The 17,465-nt window shown below is 71.5% G+C and carries 16 protein-coding genes and 1 pseudogene; 12 read left to right on the forward strand and 5 right to left on the reverse strand.

What is annotated here, in order from left to right:
- Nucleotides 1-34 precede the first annotated feature (34 nt).
- Entirely contained in the window at nucleotides 35-1,270 is a 1,236-nt protein-coding gene (locus LQK89_RS03620) for a sugar ABC transporter substrate-binding protein (protein WP_174778845.1), read from the reverse strand.
- 242 nt (nucleotides 1,271-1,512) lie between these two features.
- Between LQK89_RS03620 and LQK89_RS03625 the strand changes: the two genes are divergently transcribed.
- The 4 genes from LQK89_RS03625 (at nucleotide 1,513) to LQK89_RS03640 (ending at nucleotide 5,839) form a co-directional block, all read left to right on the forward strand.
- A complete protein-coding gene (locus LQK89_RS03625) occupies nucleotides 1,513-2,541 on the forward strand; it encodes a LacI family DNA-binding transcriptional regulator (protein ID WP_231050230.1) in 1,029 nt (342 codons plus the stop codon).
- A 165-nt stretch (nucleotides 2,542-2,706) separates the two neighbouring features.
- The gene (locus LQK89_RS03630) at nucleotides 2,707-4,026 is read left to right on the forward strand and encodes an ABC transporter substrate-binding protein (RefSeq protein ID WP_175326997.1); all 1,320 of its coding nucleotides are present in this window, start codon (nucleotides 2,707-2,709) and stop codon (nucleotides 4,024-4,026) included.
- A complete protein-coding gene (locus tag LQK89_RS03635) occupies nucleotides 4,023-4,991 on the forward strand; it encodes a carbohydrate ABC transporter permease (protein WP_180225635.1) in 969 nt (322 codons plus the stop codon). The genes LQK89_RS03630 and LQK89_RS03635 overlap by 4 nt, the downstream gene beginning before the upstream one ends.
- Nucleotides 4,991-5,839, forward strand: a complete 849-nt coding sequence (locus LQK89_RS03640) for a carbohydrate ABC transporter permease (RefSeq protein ID WP_231050231.1) — start codon at nucleotides 4,991-4,993, stop codon at nucleotides 5,837-5,839. The genes LQK89_RS03635 and LQK89_RS03640 overlap by 1 nt, the downstream gene beginning before the upstream one ends.
- 100 nt (nucleotides 5,840-5,939) lie before the next feature.
- Here LQK89_RS03640 and LQK89_RS03645 read toward each other — a convergent pair whose 3' ends face one another.
- Together LQK89_RS03645 and LQK89_RS03650 are read right to left on the reverse strand one after the other, a co-directional pair.
- Nucleotides 5,940-6,095, reverse strand: coding sequence for a hypothetical protein (locus LQK89_RS03645; RefSeq protein ID WP_167510011.1), 156 nt, complete (start codon nucleotides 6,093-6,095; stop codon nucleotides 5,940-5,942).
- A 160-nt stretch (nucleotides 6,096-6,255) separates the two neighbouring features.
- The gene (locus tag LQK89_RS03650; protein WP_058743118.1) at nucleotides 6,256-6,702 is read right to left on the reverse strand and encodes a MarR family winged helix-turn-helix transcriptional regulator; all 447 of its coding nucleotides are present in this window, start codon (nucleotides 6,700-6,702) and stop codon (nucleotides 6,256-6,258) included.
- A gap of 115 nt (nucleotides 6,703-6,817) precedes the next feature.
- On the opposite strand from LQK89_RS03650, the gene LQK89_RS03655 reads away from it, so the two are divergent.
- Nucleotides 6,818-7,801, forward strand: a complete 984-nt coding sequence (locus LQK89_RS03655) for an AraC family transcriptional regulator (protein WP_175326995.1) — start codon at nucleotides 6,818-6,820, stop codon at nucleotides 7,799-7,801.
- Nucleotides 7,802-7,978: 177 nt separating this feature from the next.
- Here the strand turns inward: LQK89_RS03655 and LQK89_RS03660 are convergent, their stop codons facing one another.
- On the reverse strand, nucleotides 7,979-9,016 hold the full coding sequence (locus tag LQK89_RS03660) for a LacI family DNA-binding transcriptional regulator (protein ID WP_231050232.1): 1,038 nt from the start codon (nucleotides 9,014-9,016) through the stop codon (nucleotides 7,979-7,981).
- Nucleotides 9,017-9,172: 156 nt separating this feature from the next.
- On the opposite strand from LQK89_RS03660, the gene LQK89_RS03665 reads away from it, so the two are divergent.
- From LQK89_RS03665 to LQK89_RS03695, 7 genes and pseudogenes are all read left to right on the forward strand, one after another.
- The gene (locus LQK89_RS03665) at nucleotides 9,173-10,468 is read left to right on the forward strand and encodes an ABC transporter substrate-binding protein (protein WP_231050233.1); all 1,296 of its coding nucleotides are present in this window, start codon (nucleotides 9,173-9,175) and stop codon (nucleotides 10,466-10,468) included.
- 7 nt (nucleotides 10,469-10,475) lie between these two features.
- On the forward strand, nucleotides 10,476-11,504 hold the full coding sequence (locus LQK89_RS03670; RefSeq protein ID WP_231050234.1) for a carbohydrate ABC transporter permease: 1,029 nt from the start codon (nucleotides 10,476-10,478) through the stop codon (nucleotides 11,502-11,504).
- Nucleotides 11,501-12,379 carry a carbohydrate ABC transporter permease gene (locus LQK89_RS03675; protein WP_114848865.1) on the forward strand — a complete coding sequence of 293 codons (879 nt, stop codon included), beginning with the start codon at nucleotides 11,501-11,503 and terminating at the stop codon, nucleotides 12,377-12,379. Before LQK89_RS03670 ends, LQK89_RS03675 begins: the two co-directional genes overlap by 4 nt.
- A 170-nt stretch (nucleotides 12,380-12,549) precedes the next feature.
- Nucleotides 12,550-14,941 (forward strand): annotated as a pseudogene (locus LQK89_RS03680) (beta-glucosidase).
- A gap of 87 nt (nucleotides 14,942-15,028) precedes the next feature.
- Nucleotides 15,029-15,469: a bleomycin resistance protein gene (locus LQK89_RS03685; protein ID WP_231050235.1), complete on the forward strand. Its 441-nt coding sequence runs from the start codon at nucleotides 15,029-15,031 to the stop codon at nucleotides 15,467-15,469.
- A gap of 56 nt (nucleotides 15,470-15,525) precedes the next feature.
- A complete protein-coding gene (locus tag LQK89_RS03690; RefSeq protein WP_167510013.1) occupies nucleotides 15,526-15,696 on the forward strand; it encodes a hypothetical protein in 171 nt (56 codons plus the stop codon).
- Between the two features lie 119 nt (nucleotides 15,697-15,815).
- Nucleotides 15,816-16,388 (forward strand): TetR/AcrR family transcriptional regulator, encoded by a 573-nt coding sequence (locus LQK89_RS03695; RefSeq protein ID WP_231050236.1) that lies wholly within the window; start codon nucleotides 15,816-15,818, stop codon nucleotides 16,386-16,388.
- Nucleotides 16,389-16,410: 22 nt separating this feature from the next.
- On the opposite strand, the gene LQK89_RS03700 is transcribed toward LQK89_RS03695, so the two are convergent.
- Entirely contained in the window at nucleotides 16,411-17,400 is a 990-nt protein-coding gene (locus LQK89_RS03700) for an acetylxylan esterase (protein ID WP_231050237.1), read from the reverse strand.
- Nucleotides 17,401-17,465 lie beyond the last annotated feature (65 nt).

Raw genomic sequence — 17,465 nt, forward strand, 5'->3', positions numbered from 1 at the left:
GGGAGCCGGTCGGGGGACCGGCTCCCCGGATCCGCTACTGGTTCTGTGACTGCGCCTGCTCGAGCGCCTGCTCGGGGTCGGCCTTCCCGGTCAGCGCGAGCTGCACGGCGGTGTAGATCTTCGTGGCGGCCTTGGGCCAGTCCGGGCCGAGCTCGCCGGTGCGGGCCCGGGCGGTCTGCACCGTGGTCACGAACGAGGCGACGTCCTGGTGGTCCTTCGCCCACGCGGCGCCGACCTCGGTGTTCGTCGGCACGTTGCCCGTGACGCCCGCGATGACGTTCTGCATCTTGTCGCTGTTCAGGCAGCCGACGAACTTGCCGGCGAGCTGCATCTTCGCCTCGTCGCCGGTCTGCGGGACGGTGAAGGCCTCGCCGCCGAGCGGGGCGACGGTCGCCGAGCCGGTGCGGGTCGGGATCGGGACGCTGTCGAACTCCAGGTTCTTCGCTTCCTTCAGCGCCGGCAGCTGCCACGGGCCGTTGATCATCATCGCGGCCTTGCCGGCGATGAACTGGTTGTTGACGTCGGCCTGCGCCCAGTTGATCGAGCTCTTCGACATCGAGCCGTCGTTCTGCAGGTCCTCGACGAGCTGCAGGGCCTGCGCGGCCTCGGGCGTCGCGATGTCCTTCTCGTCACCGCCGTTCGACCAGAAGAACGGCAGGAACTGCCAGGTGCCCTCGTAGGTGTTGATGTTGCTCATCGCGAAGCCGTACGTCGACCCGCTCGTGAGCTTCTTCGCGGCGGCCTTCAACTCGTCCCACGTCTTCGGGGGCTGCACCCCGGCGTCCGCCAGGAGCTTCTTGTTGTAGTACAGCGCGATCGAGTTGGTGACGGGCTGCAGACCGTAGAGCTTGCCCTCGTACGTGTTCGCACCCTTGACGCCCGGGACGTCGTCGTTCGCGTCGAGGCCGTAGTCGCCGAGATCGGACAGGGCGCCGGAGGCGGCGATCTGCTGCACGTCCGGGTTGTCGAGCATGAGGACGTCGGGCAGCGTCCGCGACGACGCCTGCTGCAGCACCTTCGAGATGAGACCGGCACCGGCGACGTGGTTGATCTTCACCTGGGCGCCGACGGTCTTCGCGCACTGCTGGTAGATGGGGTCGTAGTTGGCGGCGTAGTAGTCCTCGATCGTGAGGGTCTTGGAGCCGCCGCCGGACGAGGCGGACCCGGAGCCGGAGCAGCCGGACAGGACGAGGGGGACCGTGGCGACCACGGCGACCGCGCCGACGAGGGCGCGGATCCGACGGGACGAGGAGTGGAACCGGTGCTTCATTGCGTAGCTCTTCTCTTGGGCGGATGCATGAGGGGACGCCCGGCGACGGCTCCATCGACGTCGTCGTCGCGGTGGTCCTTGGGGCGAGAACTTAACAGCAAAGCGCTTAGCCTGTAAAGCGCTTTTTTCAGAGATCGGCGGGTCTATGCTGACGAGACGCAGGCTGACCACACGCAGGCTGACCACACGCAGGCTGACCACACACAGGCTGACGAGACAGCACGACCAGACCCGGAGGCGCCATGGCCACGATGCAGCAGGTCGCCGACCGCGCCGGCGTCTCGATCGCGACGGTGTCCTTCGTCGTGAACGGCACGAAGTACGTCACGCCGGCGACCACTGCCCGGGTCGAGGCGGCGATGCGCGAGCTGAAGTTCCGCGGCAACCTCGTGGCACGCGCGCTCGCGAGCCGGCGGACCCGGATCATCGCGCTGCTCTTCCCGACCGTCGGCAACCGGTTCAGCCCGACGACGTCGGAGTTCTTCATGAGCGCCGCCGAGCGGGCGTCCCAGCGCGGCTACCACCTGGTGCTCTGGCCGGTCGACCCCGCGGGTGAGGACCTCGACGACCTCGTGTCGGGTGGACTCGTCGACGGGGTCGTGCTCATGGAGGTGCGGATGGACGACCCGCGCGTCCGGAAGCTCAGCGAGCTCGACGTGCCCTTCACGCTGATCGGCCGGACCCGGGACAGCAGCGACCTGCCGTTCGTCGACATCGACTTCGAGACCACGATCGAGGACTCCCTCGACCACCTGCAGGAGCTCGGGCACCGCCGGTTCGGACTCGTGCTCGAGAACCTCGAGGGCACGCCGATGGCCGGGTACGCCCCGCACCTGCGCGTCGAGGACACCTTCCGACGGTCCGTCGCGGCCCGCGGCGCGGTCGGGACCGTGGTCTACGCCGGAGCCGGCAGCGAGGGCGGACGCGAGGCGGCCCGCGCACTGCTCGACGCCGACCCGGAGGTCTCGGGCGTGCTCGTCATGAAGGACGACTCGTCCGCCGGGCTCCTCGTCGGGCTCTACGCGGCCGGGCGGCGGGTCCCCGACGACGTCTCGGTGCTGAGCATCGCCTCGTCCGGGACCGCGGGCGACCAGCACCACCCCCGCCTGACGACGATGGTCGCCCCGGGTCGCGAGCTCGGCGAGCGTGCAGCGGACGCCCTGATCGACCAGCTCGACGGCGCGAGCGAGGGCAAACCGCACTTCCTGCTGCCCTGCGTGCTCCGCCCCGCGGAGTCGGTGGCCGCGGCCCCCACCGGCGCGACCGCCTGACGGACGGGAGGCACGTGGCGGCGCCGCCACGTGCCTCCCGTCCGTCCGTGCCGGCTGCGCGCGGACGTGCGCCGAGTGCGACGACGGCACCGCCTGCACGCCCTCCCAGGGACGCTTGGTTGTGTGGACTCACAGGTTCGCAGCACCACACGTCGAGGAGGACGGATGGCCATCGACCGGAGACTGTTCCTGCTCGGGGGAGCGGGGGTGCTGCTGCTCGCCGGCTGCTCCACGCGACCCGAGCGCACCACCGTCCAGGACTGGCCGACGGACCCGCCGGACGGCGACGTCACGATCAGCTGGTGGGCCGGACAGGTCGCCTCGAAGGACGGCGGCGACCTGCGACGGCGCCTCATCGCGGAGTTCCAGCGGGAGCACCCGAACATCCGCGTCCGGATCGTCAGCGCACCGAGCGACACCGACACGAACCGGACGAGCCTGACGACGCAGATCGCCGCGGGCAGCCCCACGCCGGACGTGTACCTCGGCGACGTGGCCTGGCCGGGACAGTTCGCGAAGAACAAGCTCGCGACGCCCGTGAACGAGCTCGTCGGGGCGGACTTCTTCGAGCAGTTCCCCGAGGGACTGCGGCAGGCGGCGAGCGTCGACGGGACGTACTACATGTTCCCGCTCTACATCGACGAGTCGTTCTTCCTGTACCGCCAGGACCTGCTCGACAAGCACGGCTTCCAGGTGCCCCGGTCGTGGGAGGAGGTCAAGGACACCGCCGCGAAGCTCGTCGACACCGGTGACGTCAGCTACGGCCTGGCGTTCCAGGGCGACGTGTACGAGGGACTCACCTGCAACGTGACCGAGTTCGTCGCGGACGCCGGCGGCTCGCTCCTGAACGACGACCTGACCCGGCCGGAGACCACGAGCTCGGAGACCAAGCGCGCCTTCGAGTTCATGCGCTCGCTCATCACCGACGGCGCCGCACCCCGGGCGACCCTGACGTACCAGGAGCAGGACACGAACGACGCCTTCTCGGGCGGACGGGCCGCCTTCCTGCGGAACTGGTCGTACGCGTGGGGGATCGCGAACGGGCCGGACTCCGCCGTCGCGGGCAAGGTCGGGCTCGCCGCCCGACCGACGTTCGACGGCACGGACGAGCACCACTCGACGATCGGCGGGTGGGGGAACTACATCAACCCGCACACCCAGCAGCCCGCCGCCGCGCTGACGTTCGCCCGGTGGATGTCGAGCGAGACCGCGCAGCAGTTCCTGACCCGCGAGGGCGGTGTCCTGCCGGCCCGCAGCGCGAGCCTGGTCAGCGAGGACGCGAAGCGCCAGAACCGGCCGACGTACGACACGGCCGCCGGCATCACGCTCGTGCCCCGCCCGACGTCGACGGCGTACTACCCGAAGGTCTCGCAGGGCGTCTACCAGAACGGCAACAGCATCCTCGGGGGCCAGGCGTCGGTGGACGGCGGCACCCGGGCGATGGCCTCGGCGATCTCGCTCGCCCTGTCGGGGGAGGCGCTGTGAGCGCCGGGACCGCCACCCGGCCCGCCGCACGGACCCCGGGCGCCGGACCGGACGGGTACCGCCGGACCCCGGCTCGGTCGCGCATGGAGCGCATCCGGGCGCGCGGGGCGTGGGGCTTCGCGGCCCCGGCGCTCCTCGTGGTCGCCGCGGTGACGATCTTCCCGGTCGTGTACTCGATCGTCCTGAGCTTCGCGGACGTCGAGATCGGCTACGACGGGTTCAGCATCCAGGGCTTCGGGCTCGGCAACTACGCGGCCCTGCTGCAGAGCGCCGACTGGTACCGGGCGCTCGGCTTCACGGTGCTGTACACGCTCGTGACCGTCTCGGTCGAGCTCGTCCTCGGCATGCTCGTCGCGCTCGTCCTCGAGCGGCTCGGGGTCACCCGCGGGTGGATGCTCGCGCTGATGCTCGTCCCGTGGTCGCTCGTCACGATCGTGAACGCCCAGCTGTGGAAGTACATCTACGACTCGACGTACGGCGTCGCGACGTGGTTCTTCGGGCTGTTCGGGGACGCCCCGGTCATCCTCGGCGAACCGGTCCCCGCGATCACCGGGCTGATGGTCGCGGACATCTGGAAGACGACGCCGTTCGTCGCGATCATCCTGCTCGCGGGGCTCGTGCAGATCTCCGAGGACCACTACGAGGCGGCAGAGCTCGACGGCGCGAACGGGTGGCAGACGTTCTGGCGCGTGGTGCTCCCGCAGCTCACGCCGACGCTGACGATCGCGGTGCTCTTCCGCGTCCTGCAGGCGTTCGGCGTCTTCGACCTGCCGTTCGTGCTGACGAACGGCGGCCCGGGCACCGCGACCCAGTCGCTCGCGATCATGGGCTACAAGGTGCTCTTCCAGGACATCAACATCGGACCGGGCGCGGCCATCGCGACGAGCACGGCGGTCATCGTCGCGGCGGGGTGCCTGCTGTTCCTCCGGGCGTTCCGGAACCAGGCGAAGGGAGGGGACGACTGATGCCCCGGACACGTGTGCGCAAGGGCTGGCGGCGGTGGGTCAACACGATCAACGTCAGTGGCGTCGTCATCGCGGTGCTCACCGCACTGCCGCTGTACTGGCTCGTCTCGACGTCCCTCAAGCCGTCGTCCGAGATCGCGCAGTCGCCGCCGACGATCTGGCCGCGCTCCCTGACGTTCGACAACTTCGTCACGGCGTTCCGGGACAACGCGCTCGGGCAGTACATGGTGAACAGCGTCGTCGTGTCGGTCTCGACGACGGTGATCGTCCTCGCGCTGTCGTTCCTCGCCGGGTACGCGCTCGCCGGCCGGTGGATCGCGGGGCGGACGGCGATCATGACGTCGCTGCTCATGCTGTCGGTGTTCCCGGCGATCGCGGTGCTGACGCCGCTGTACCTGCTCGAGCGGAACCTCGGGCTGCTCAACTCGTACCCGGGGCTGATCGTGCCGTACGTGGCGTTCAACCTGCCGTTCGCCATCTGGATCATGCGGAACTACCTGCAGGGCATCCCCTCGACGATCGAGGAGGCCTCCGAGATCGACGGCGCCGGAGCATGGCGCACGGTGCTGTCGGTGATCCTGCCGATGTCGAAGCCGGGGCTCTTCACGGTCGGCGTGTTCACGTTCACCGCGTCGTGGAGCGAGTTCCTGATGGCGCTGACGTTCAACAGCGAGAACTCGTTCCGCACGATCCCGGTCGGCATCGCGCTCTTCGGCACCCAGTTCACGGTGCCCTTCGCGCAGATCTTCGCGGCGAGCGTCGCGGCGACGATCCCGATCGTCATCCTCGTGCTGGTGTTCCGCCGGTCCATCGTGTCGGGGCTCACCTCGGGTGCCGTGAAGGGCTGATGCCGGGCGTGCCCAGGAGACGGACGGGAGGCCCGTGGCTGTCGAGCCACGGGCCTCCCGTCCGTCTGCCGGTCGCCCTGGGCGACCGTGCGCCGCTTGGTCAGCCGCGCCGCGGGTCCCGAGCGGTGTCGGTGAAGAAGTCGGCGTACAGGCCGTTGCTGTCCTGCAGTTCCCCGTACTTCCAACGCTTGCGCATGCGACGGAACGTCTCGATGCGCACCGGGTCGATGCCCGGCTCGGACTGGTACGCGCCCATGGTGCCTCCCCGTCTCCCTGTGTTGCCCCCGATCGGGGGCTCCCACGGAGGACGCTACGGACGTGCGGCCGTCACGTCCGGCAAGATAGGTCGGGAAGTTACCTAGTTGCGCTTGTTGGACAAATGTTCGAGCAGTGTCCTCGCGCGCCCGTAGCCTGCGTCAGGGGGTCGGAGCGCCGTACTCGAGCGCCTCGATCACGCGGTTGATCACCCGCACGTACTTGACCCGGTCGCGTTCCGAGAAGGAGGACAACAGCTCGTGCAGATGCTCGTTGGTGCTGTCCATGGCGGACGCGTAGGCGCGCTGGGTCTCCGGGGTGAGTTCGATGAACCGGCTGCGGCCGTCGTCGGGGTTCGGGACGCGGCACAGGTGCCCGGCCCGCTCCAGGCGGTCGATCGTGCCCGTCACCGCGGGACTCGTCAGGCCGAGGTGCGAGACCAGGTCCTTCACGCGGACCTTCCGCTCTGCGGCCTCCGCGCGAGCGACGAACTGCAGCACGGTCAGGTCCGAACCGGAGACCGACAGGCGTTCACGGAGTCGTCCGCGCAGTGCGCCCATCGCGGCTTCGAGCCGGGTCAGGGCGGCGGTCAGGTCGATCTCGCTCACGTGGTGGTCGCCCCCTCGTCGCGTCGTGGTCCCGGGCGACGTTACGCCGCCCCTACCCCGGAAGCGTATCCAGATAACGAGATGTACCGCGCCATGTGGACAGTCGGAGGGAACCGTGGCTGACCCGCTCATCGAGGCGTTCGCCGCCGAGGCCACGATCGCCCCCGTCCGCTTCGAGGTCTCCGGCACCCGGACCGACCACGCCGTCCGCGACCTCGGCGGCATCTACGCCGGCGACCGGTGGAGCGCGAGCGCCTCCGGCGGCCGGTTCGACTACCGGTACACCGCGATCGGCGACAGCGAGGTGACGATCCGCCGGTCCCAGATGCACGGCGAGATCCGCGGCGTCGTGCAGGGCGGCGGGGACTACGTCGTCACGTGGATCAGTGCCGGCACGGGCGAGGTCGAGGTCCGCGGGGAGCGCTGGCCGATGGAGCGGGACGTCCCCGTGCTGTTCCCCTCGGACGAGGAGTTCTGGTTCACGAGCGCCGACTACGACCAGCGGCTCGTGCACTTCGACCGCGACTTCGTGCGTCGGGTCGCGGCCACCCGCGGCGAGGTGGGCGAGCAGGGGTTGCGCTTCGACGGGGGCCGCTCGCCCGAGGCAACGATCGGGCAGCGCTGGCAGGGGGCGCTCACGGCGCTGTCCCGGGCGCTGCGCGTCGGCGGGCCGGAGTCGGACGTGTGGCAGGACGCCAAGGTGTCGGCCGCCGAGGTCTTCCTCGACATGTTCCCCCCGCAGACCGACGACCTGCCCGACGTCCTGGCGGAGCCCCGGAACGCCCGGCTCCGTGCGGCGGTGGAGTACATCCACGCGCACGCGGCCGAGGACGTCAGCATCACGGACCTGTCCGACGCCGCCGGTCTGAGCGTCCGGTCCGTGCAGGAGTCCTTCCGCCGGGTGTTCGACGTGTCGCCGCTGACGTACCTGCGCCAGGTCCGGCTCGACCACGTGCACGAGGAGCTGCTCGAGGCCGGGCCGCACGCCGGTGCCGTGGGGGACATCGCGCGGCGGTGGGGCTTCGCGCACCTCGGGCGGTTCTCGGCGTCGTACGCCGAGCGGTTCGGCGAGTACCCGAAGCAGACGCTGCGGCGCTGACGCGCGGCGCGCGGCGGCCTGGCGCGGCGCCCGGCGCCGCCGCCTGCGTGGTGCGGTGTGCCCGCGCACAACCGGAAGCACACCGCGCCGTGGTCTCGCGTGGTGCGGCGTGCTTCCGGTTGTGCGGAGCGCACGGGACGCTTCGACGGGCCCCCTGCGCCGCGCGCGGCCGCGGCGTCAGTCGCGCGCGACCGGCGGCGCCGCCGTGCTGCTGCGGACGCGCAGCGTCGTGCGGAGCCGCACGTGGTCGGTCGTCGGCTCGCCGCGGAGCATCGCGAGCAGCATCGACACCGCGCTCGCGCCGAGGTCGACCAGCGGCTGGGCGACGGTGGTCAGCGGCGGCGTGGTCGTCGACGCCTGCGGCACGTCGTCGAAGCCGACCACCGACAGGTCCTCGGGGACGCGGAGGCCCAGCGCCTCGGCTGCGTGCAGCACGCCGATCGCCGACGAGTCGTTCGCCGCGAAGACCGCGGTCGGCCGGTCCGGCAGGGTCAGGAGCTCGTGCGCGACCGCGGCGGAGCGCTCCTCCTGGTAGTCGCCGGGGCGGACGAGGTGCTCGTCCACCGGGACGCCCGCCGCGGCCATCGCCGCGCGGAAGCCCGCGTCGCGGAGTTGCGACGACGCCAGGTCGCCGCGACCCTGCAGGTGCGCGATCCGGGTGTGCCCGAGGGTGAGGAGGTGCTCGACGGCCTCGCGGGCGCCGGCGGCGTTGTCGGTGTCCACGGTGGCGTGGCCCTCGGGCCCGGTGTGCGGGTCGATCGCGACGACCGGGATCGACGCGGCGGACATCGCCTCGGACGGGGTGACGACGATCGCGCCGTCGATGAGCGTGCCGGACAGGCGGGACAGCGACCGCCGCTCCCACCCCGGTCGGCTCGACCCGGTGAGCAGGCCGGCGTAGGCGAGCAGCTCGTACCCGGTGCCCGTCGTCGCCGCGGAGATGCCGCGCAGCAGCTCGGTCGAGAACGGCTCGAACTCGGTGACCAGGATGCCGATCACGTTCGTCCGGGTGCTCCGCAGGCTCCGCGCGACGAGCGAGGTCTCGTACCCGAGTCGCTCGACGACCTCCTGCACGCGCACGATCGTCGCCGCAGCCACGCCGTCCCGGTTGTTGATCACCTTCGACACCGTCGGGATGGACACCCCGGCGGCCCGCGCGACGTCCGCGATCGTGACCCGGCCCGGTCCGGGCGGGGTGTCGAGGGCCGTCTGCATGTGCTCACCGTACAACCGCTCAGAACCCGGCACGGCTCGTGAGCCAGATAAAGAAAACGTTATCGATAACGATTGACAAGCCTGCTTCATGCCTGGCACGCTCTCCGCAGCGGCATCCGCTGCCGCACGTCAACGACGACACCGAGGAGTTCCACGATGACGAGGAAGATCCGTGCCGCGGCAGCCATCGCGCTGATCGGGGCGACCGCTCTCACAGCGGCAGGCTGCTCAGCGGGCAGCGATGCCTCCAGCGACGGCGGCAAGGTCACCATGACCTTCTGGCACAACTCGACGACCGGTCCGGGCAAGGCCTTCTGGGACCAGACCGTCAAGGACTTCGAGGCGAAGAACCCGAACGTCACGATCAAGGTCCAGGCCATCCAGAACGAGGACCTCGACGGCAAGCTGCAGACCGCCCTGAACTCCGGTTCGGCCCCGGACGTGTTCCTGCAGCGCGGCGGCGGCAAGATGGCCGCCATGGTCAACGCCGGCCAGCTGCTCGACATCTCCGACTCGATCGGGTCCACCGCGAAGTCCGAGATCAGCGAGGGCTCGTTCAAGGGCTACCAGCAGGACGGCAAGACGTGGGCCATGCCGGTCGACGTCAACCCCGAGGGCATCTGGTACAGCCAGGACCTCTTCAAGCAGGCCGGCATCGAGGGCACCCCCACCACGATGGAGGAGCTGAACGCCGACATCCAGAAGCTCAAGGACGCGGGCATCCAGCCGGTCGCCGTGGGTGCGAAGGACGCCTGGCCGGCCGCGCACTGGTACTACAACTTCGCGCTCCGGGCCTGCCCCGAGAGCGTCCTCAACAAGACCGCGCAGGACCTGAAGTTCACGAACTCGTGCTGGAAGCAGGCCGGCGAGGAGACCAAGGCCTTCTTCGACACGAAGCCCTTCAACGACGGCTACCTGACCACCGCCGCACAGCAGGGCGCCGGCAGCTCGGCCGGTCTCATCGCGAACCACAAGGCGGCCATGGAGCTCATGGGCGCGTGGGACCCGGGTGTGATCTCCTCGCTCACCCCGGACGGCAAGCCGCTGTCCGACCTCGGCTTCTTCCCCTTCCCGGAGGTCTCCGGCGGCAAGGGCGCACCCGGCTCGATGATGGGCGCCGTCGACGGGTACTCCTGCTCGGCGAAGGCCCCGAAGAAGGCCTGCACCGACTTCCTCAACTACATGACCGAGAAGCCCGTGCAGGAGGCCTACTACAAGGCCTTCAACGCGATCCCCGCGAACAAGTCGGCGCAGTCGGTCGTCAGTGAGCCCTACCTGAAGAGCGTGCTCGAGGCCTACAACAAGGCACCGTTCGTCTCGAACTACCTCGACACCGTCTACGGCCAGAACGTCGGCAACGCCCTCAACACGAGCGTCGTCAACCTGCTCGCCGGCAAGGGGTCCGTGTCGGACATCGTCTCGACCGTCAACCAGGCAGCAGCGAAGGGCTGACGCACCCATGACCACCTCCGTCACCAGTCGCTCCACGGACCAGTCCGGGGCAGCGCGGTCCGGGACGGGGCGTCGCGCGGGCGGGGCCGACGGTTCGCCGTCGGCCCCGGCCCGCCGGGCCCGCAAGGGCAACGACGTCCGCACCCGGGTCGAGATCGCCGTCCTCGCCGGACCGGCCACCCTGATGTTCGTCGGGTTCGTGATCCTGCCCGTCGTGCTGGCCGCGTACTACGGCTTCTACAAGTGGCAGGGGTACGGCACCCCGACCGACTTCGTCGGCCTGCAGAACTACACGATCATCTTCACCGACCCGGACTTCCGGGGCGTGCTCTGGCACAACCTGTTCATCGTCGTGGGGTCGCTCGTCGTGCAGGGGCCGATCGCGATCATCCTCGCGCTCCTGCTCAACCAGCGCATCCGCGGGCGCGGCCTGATCCGCGTGCTCATCTTCGTGCCGTACGTCATCTCCGAGGTGATCGTCGGCACCGGCTGGAGCCTGATGCTCCAGTCCAGCGGCGCAGTGAACGACCTGCTCCAGGCCGTCGGGCTCGGGGCCCTCCGGAACGACTGGCTGTCCAACCCGGACATCGCCATCTGGACGCTGCTCGCGATCATCTCGTGGAAGTACATCGGCTTCGCGGTGATCCTGTTCCTCGCCGGCCTGCAGAGCATCCCGGAGGAGCTGTTCGAGGCCGCGCAGCTCGACGGCGCGAGCTACTGGCAGATCCAGCGGCGCATCACGCTCCCGCTCCTCGGCCCGACCATCCGGATCTGGGCGTTCCTGTCGATCATCGGCTCGCTCCAGCTGTTCGACCTCGTCTACATCATCTGGGGTCAGTACATCGCTGCCACCGCCGGGACCTCGACCATGGCGACGTACATGGTCGCCAACGGTCGGCTCTCCGGCAACTACGGGTACGGCAACGCCGTGGCCGTGGTCATCTTCCTCATCTCGCTGGTCGTCGCCCTCGTCTACCAGCGGTTCGTCCTGCGCCGCGACACCGCCGGCGCCCTGACCGAGAAGGGCGACCGATGACCGCCACCGCCTCCATCGTCGCGCCGAACCGCCGCCGCTCCCGTGACCACGGTCCGGTCCGCAAGGAACGCAACCTCGGCACGTACTTCATCGCCCTCGTCTTCATCGCGGTCTGCATCGCGCCGGTGGCGTACATCATCCTGGGCGGCTTCCGCACGAACTCGCAGATCACCGCGAGCCCCGCCGGCCTGCCGAACCCGTGGCAGATCGGGAACTACGTCTCGGTCCTGACGAGCGGCGTCTTCTGGCAGCAGCTCGGCAACTCCGTCGTCGCCGGTGTCACCACCACGGTCGGCGTCGTCGTCCTCGGGCTCATGGTGAGCTTCGTGCTCGCCCGGTACCGGTTCCGTGGTCGCGGCGCGCTCTACTCGCTGTTCGCCGCCGGCTTGATGTTCCCGATCACCGTCGCGATCACCCCGCTGTACCTGCTCGTCAAGGACCTCGGTCTGACGAACAGCCTGGCCGGCGTGATCCTGCCGCAGATCGCGTTCGCCCTGCCGACGACGGTCATCATCCTCGTGCCGTTCCTGCGGGCGATCCCGGACGAGCTCGAGGAGGCCGCCGCGATCGACGGGGCGAGCCGGCTCGGGTTCTTCTTCCGCATGGTCGTGCCGCTGTCCCTGCCCGGGGTCGTGACGGTCGGCATCCTCGCGTTCATCGGCAGCTGGAACAGCTACATCCTCCCGCTGTTCATCCTCAACGACTCGTCGGCGTACACGCTGCCCCTCGGGGTCCAGGCGTTCTCGTCGCAGTACTCGGTGGACACCGCGCGCGTGCTCGCGTTCACCTCGCTCTCGATGATCCCCGCGCTCGTGTTCTTCGCGATCTTCCAGCGCCGCATCGTCGGTGGCCTGACCGGGGCGGTGAAGGGGTGACGGCGCTCGACACGTCCACGCACCCGACGGACGGACGCCAGCCGACGGACGGACGCCACCGGACGGACGGACGGGAGGCGCGTGGCGGCGCCGCCACGCGCCTCCCGTCCGATGCGCAGCACGTCGCGGACGGGACGGCGCCCGACCGGGTGACCGCGCTGCTGGCCGCGATGACCCTCGAGGAGAAGACGGCGCAACTCGTCGGCTACTGGCTCGACCAGAACGGTGTCGTCGCGCCGATGCAGGGCGAGATGGCGGCCGCGCAGGGCGGCGACACGCTCGCCGACGTGACCCGGCACGGGCTCGGGCAGTACACCCGTGTGTACGGCACCCGGCCCGTCGAGCCCGACGAGCGCGCCGCGTGGCTGTGGGCGGAGCAGCGGCGGCTCAAGCACGAGACGCGTCTCGGCATCCCGGCGCTCGTGCACGAGGAGTGCCTCACCGGGCTCGCCGCGTGGCGCGCCGCGACCTTCCCGACGCCGCTCGCGTGGGGTGCCGCGTTCGACCCGGAGCTCGTCGAGCAGGTCGGCGCGGTGATCGGCCGCTCGATGCGCGAACTCGGGGTGCACCAGGGCCTCGCGCCCGTGCTCGACGTCGTGCGTGACCCCCGGTGGGGTCGCGTCGACGAGTGCATCGGCGAGGACCCGTACCTGGTCGGCACCGTCGGCTCCGCGTACGTGCGCGGGGTGCAGAGTGCCGGCGTCGACGCGACCCTCAAGCACTTCCTCGGTTACTCGGCCTCGCGCGCCGGACGCAACCACGCGCCCGTGCACGCCGGACCACGCGAGGTGGCGGACGTGTTCCTGCCGCCGTTCGAGATGGCGCTCCTCGACGGGGGCGCCCGCAGCGTCATGAACTCGTACGCCGAGGTCGACGGCGTGCCCGTGGCGGCCGACCCCGAGCTCCTGACCGGGCTCCTGCGCGACCGGCTCGGCTTCGACGGGACGGTCGTCGCGGACTACTTCTCGGTCGCGTTCCTCGAGGTGATGCACGGCGTCGCCCGGGACCGCGGCGAGGCGGCCGCACTCGCGCTCACCGCGGGCATCGACGTCGAACTGCCGACGGGTGACGCGTACCTCGCGCCCCTCGTCGAGCGGGTTCGCAGCGGCCTCGTCGACGAGGCGCTCGTCGACCGGGCGGTGCTGCGGGTCCTCCGGCAGAAGGAGCGGCTCGGGCTGCTCGACCCCGATGCCTTCGAGGACGAGCCCCCGACGGGCGTCGACCTCGACTCGCCGGAGCACCGGGCGCTCGCGCGGCGGCTCGCGGCGGAGTCGCTCGTCCTGCTCGCGAACGACGGCGTGCTCCCGCTCGGCGGCCCGGTCTCCGGCGCCGCGACGGGCGCGGTCGACGCCGCGGCGGGCGCGGTCGCCGCTGCGGGCGCAGTCCTGCGGGGCCCGGTCGCGGTGATCGGCCCGAACGCCCACCGTGCCGAGGCCCTGCAGGGCTGTTACTCCTTCGCGAACCACGTGCTCGCGACGCACCCGGGCCTGCCGCTCGGGTTCGCGATCCCGACCGTGCTCGAGGCCCTGCAGGACGCCCTCGGGGACGACGCCGTGCGGTACGCCCCCGGCGCCGAGGTCGAGGGCGACGACCACTCCGGCTTCGCCGAGGCCGTCGCCACGGCGCGCGACGCGGCGGTCGCGGTCGTCGTCGTCGGCGACCAGGCGGGCCTGTTCGGCCGCGGCACCGTCGGCGAGGGCAACGACTCCGAGACGCTCGACCTGCCGGGCGTGCAGCGCGAGCTCGTCGAGGCCGTCGTCGCGACCGGCACCCCGACCGTCGTGGTGCTGCTGACCGGCCGTCCGTACGCGATCGGCTGGATGCTCGACGGCGACCACGCGAAGCCGTCCGCCGTCGTGCAGGCGTTCTTCCCGGGGGAGGGCGGTGGCCTCGCGATCGCCGACCTGCTGACCGGGACTGCGTCGCCGTCCGGTCGTCTGCCGGTCTCGCTGCCCCGGTTCGCCGGTGCGCAGCCGTACTCGTACCTGCACCCGCGGCTCGGGGGCCCGTCGGACGTCACCGCGACCGACTCGACGCCCGTGCGGCCCTTCGGCTTCGGCCTGACGTACACGAGCATCGCGTACGAGGACCTGCAGGTCGACGACGCCGTCGCCACCGACGGCGCGTTCACGGCGTCCGTCACGATCAGGAACACGGGGGGACCGGGACGGGATCGAGGTCGTGCAGCTCTACGGGCACGACGTCGCCGCGTCGGTCACCCGTCCGGTCGCCCAGCTGCTCGGCTACGCCCGGGTCGCGCTCCCCGCCGGCGGGTCGGTGCGGGTGCGCTTCGACGTGCCGGTGCAGCGGTTCGCGTTCACGGACCGGGCGATGCGGAAGGTCGTCGAGCCGGGGGACGTGCAGGTCTGGGTCGCGTCCGACGCGGCGGCGTCCCGGCCGGGAGGCCCGGTGCCGACGGGTGGGATCGTCGCTTCCGGGGACGGTCCGGTCCGGCACGAGGTGCCCGGGTCCGCCACGGACCGTGCGGTCGTGCGCGTGACCGGTGCGGTGCACGAGGTGTCGCTCGCCGACCGTCGGACGGTCACCTGGTCGCTCGTCTGAGGGCGCGGGTGCGGTCGCGCACCCGCGCGGTGCGCCCGCGCGAGACTCGGCGCCGCCGACCGGGCACCCGGGTGGGACGATGGCCGGGTGCCGCTCGATCCCGATCCCGCCCTGGTGCCCGAACTCCTGGTCACCGACCTCGACCGCAGCCTGGCGTTCTGGCGGGACCGCTGCGGCTTCGTCGTCCGGTACGCCCGCCCCGAGGAACGCTTCGCGGCCATCGCCCTCGGCTCGGCGCACCTGCTGCTCGAGCAGGTCGGCGTCGGGCGCAACTGGCTCGCGGGCCCCCTCGAACGCCCCTTCGGCCGCGGGCTGAACCTGCAGGTCGCCGTCCCCGACGCCGGAGCGCTCGCGGCCCGCCTGACCGACGCCGGCATCGCGCTGTTCATGCCGGTGGAACACCGGTGGTACCGCGTCGACGACGAGGAGACCGGGGTCGAGCAGTTCGTCGTCGCCGATCCCGACGGGTGGCTCGTCCGCTTCCAGTCGTCCCTCGGCCGCCGTCCGGTCCGCGCCGACCGCGGCTGAACTCCCGGGGAGCGCGCGTACCGTCGCGTTCCTCACGACCCTCGAAGGAGCAGGCCATGTCCGACGCCCACGACCCCCGCGACACCACGAACGACCCCGAGGGCACGCCGAAGCCCGACGGCCTCGGCGAGGACGGGACCATCCCCGACCACCCCGAGGGCGTCGCCGCCGGCTTCGCCGGGGACGACTCGCACTTCAACCACGAAGAGGACGAGGCCGCCGAGTAGGCGGACGCGACCACAGACGCAACGGGAGGCCCGTGGCGACGCCGCCACGGGCCTCCCGTTGCGTCTCCCGGTCACCACGTCGCGACGGCGACCGTCCGTCGGGTCGGTACCGTGGTCGCATGGCCCGCTTCACGCCCCCTGCCGCCGACGCGATGCGCGCGCGCATCCTGGACGCCGCCCGCGACGAGTTCGCCGCCCACGGGCTGACGGGGGCGCGCGTCGAGCGCCTCGCCGCGGCGGCGGACAGCAACAAGGCGCAGGTCTTCCACTACTTCGGGGGCAAGGAGGGGCTCTTCGACGCGCTCCTCGTGCAGGAGCTCGGCGGGTTGCACGACGCCGTCCCGCTCGACACGGACGACCTGCCCGCGTGGGCCGGACGCCTGCACGACGCGGTCGTCGAGCGGCCGTGGGTCGCGCGCCTGGCGACCTGGCAGCGCCTCGAGCGTGCGGACGCGCCGGTCCCCGCGCTCGTCGAGCGGCACGAGTCCAGCGTCGCCGAGGTCGAGCGGGCGCAGCGCGCGGGGGTCCTGCCGCGGTCGTTCCGGCCGGCGGTGCTCCTGGCCCTCGTGCAGCAGCTCGCCGGGGTGTGGACCGCGTTGCCCGCCGAGGCGACGGGCTCCGTGTCCGCCGTGGTGGCCGCGCGCCGTCGGCAGGTCGTCGTGGATGCGGTCGCCCAGCTGCTCGGCCGCTGAACCGCCCAGGACGCGCGACCCGCTAGAGCCGCTCGCGCAGGAATGCCACCTGGCGCTCCCAGTGCCGGAAGCCGCCGCCCTCGTGCCCGTTGTACGGGTACACGGCGATCTCGCGGTCGGCCGAGCCCAGGGCGTTGTACGCCGCGAAGGTCGTCCGCGGCGGCACGACGTCGTCCATCAGCGCCACGGAGAACAGCGCCGGCGCGGTGATGCGCTCGGCGAAGTGCACGCCGTCGAAGTAGGCCACCGTGTCCCACACCCGGTCGACGTCGTCGCGGTGGACCGACAGGTGCGTGGCGAGCTCGAGGTACGGGCCGCCGACCGCGACGGCCGTTCCGTGCTCCCAGTCGCACAGGAACGCGACGTCGGGCAGCACGGCGACGAGCGGGCCGACGTGCGCCTCGACCAGGGCGGCCGCGGCGAGGGTGATCCCGCCGCCCTGGCTGCCGCCGGTGAGCGCGATCCGGTCGACGTCGACGCCGGGGAGCGTGCGGACCGCCTCGACCAGCCGCACCGCGTCCGTGAACACGCGGCGGTAGTAGTGGTTCGCCGGGGCGTCGACGCCGCTCGCCATCCACCCGCCGACGTGCGGCACGGAGCCGTGCGGGTCGGGCGTGTCCCCGCCGGAGCCCCAGCCGCTGCCCTGCCCGCGAGTGTCCATCACGACGTGCACGAAGCCCGCGAGCGCCCACGACACGCGTTCCCCGGGGAGTCCGCGGCCACCGCCGTACCCGAGGAACTCGACCACGACGGGCAGGTCCTGGTCGGCCGGGCCGGCGGGGCGGGAGACCCAGGCGCGGACGGGGTCGCCGCCGAAGCCCGGGAACGTCAGGTCCTGCACGTCGAGGGCGGTGACCGGCGTCTCGGCGGGGGTGGTGACGGGTGCGGTGCCGGCACCGGCTGCCCGGGCCTCGGCGATCGTGTCGGCCCAGAAGGCGTCGAGGTCGGCCGGACGCCGCACCTCGGGGCGGTACGCCCGGAGCTGGTCGAGGGGCAGGTCGGTGAGCGGCATGGGGTCCTCCGGGGTCGTTCTGCGCGCGGGATGGCGTTCCGCGCATCGTGGGTCGTTCCGCGCGT

Origin of the sequence: Curtobacterium sp. C1, assembly GCF_021049325.1 — a bacterium.
Lineage (GTDB): Bacteria > Actinomycetota > Actinomycetes > Actinomycetales > Microbacteriaceae > Curtobacterium > Curtobacterium citreum.

What these genes read in the sequence shown, in the direction of transcription:
- LQK89_RS03665 (WP_231050233.1), top strand. Translation starts at nt 9,173, where the DNA reads ATGACGAGGAAGATCCGTGCCGCGGCAGCCATCGCGCTGATCGGGGCG.
- LQK89_RS03620 (WP_174778845.1), bottom strand. Translation starts at nt 1,270, where the DNA reads ATGAAGCACCGGTTCCACTCCTCGTCCCGTCGGATCCGCGCCCTCGTC.
- LQK89_RS03700 (WP_231050237.1), bottom strand. Translation starts at nt 17,400, where the DNA reads ATGCCGCTCACCGACCTGCCCCTCGACCAGCTCCGGGCGTACCGCCCC.
- LQK89_RS03630 (WP_175326997.1), top strand. Translation starts at nt 2,707, where the DNA reads ATGGCCATCGACCGGAGACTGTTCCTGCTCGGGGGAGCGGGGGTGCTG.
- LQK89_RS03640 (WP_231050231.1), top strand. Translation starts at nt 4,991, where the DNA reads ATGCCCCGGACACGTGTGCGCAAGGGCTGGCGGCGGTGGGTCAACACG.
- LQK89_RS03645 (WP_167510011.1), bottom strand. Translation starts at nt 6,095, where the DNA reads ATGGGCGCGTACCAGTCCGAGCCGGGCATCGACCCGGTGCGCATCGAG.
- LQK89_RS03690 (WP_167510013.1), top strand. Translation starts at nt 15,526, where the DNA reads ATGTCCGACGCCCACGACCCCCGCGACACCACGAACGACCCCGAGGGC.
- LQK89_RS03660 (WP_231050232.1), bottom strand. Translation starts at nt 9,016, where the DNA reads ATGCAGACGGCCCTCGACACCCCGCCCGGACCGGGCCGGGTCACGATC.
- LQK89_RS03695 (WP_231050236.1), top strand. Translation starts at nt 15,816, where the DNA reads ATGGCCCGCTTCACGCCCCCTGCCGCCGACGCGATGCGCGCGCGCATC.
- LQK89_RS03670 (WP_231050234.1), top strand. Translation starts at nt 10,476, where the DNA reads ATGACCACCTCCGTCACCAGTCGCTCCACGGACCAGTCCGGGGCAGCG.
- LQK89_RS03625 (WP_231050230.1), top strand. Translation starts at nt 1,513, where the DNA reads ATGGCCACGATGCAGCAGGTCGCCGACCGCGCCGGCGTCTCGATCGCG.
- LQK89_RS03675 (WP_114848865.1), top strand. Translation starts at nt 11,501, where the DNA reads ATGACCGCCACCGCCTCCATCGTCGCGCCGAACCGCCGCCGCTCCCGT.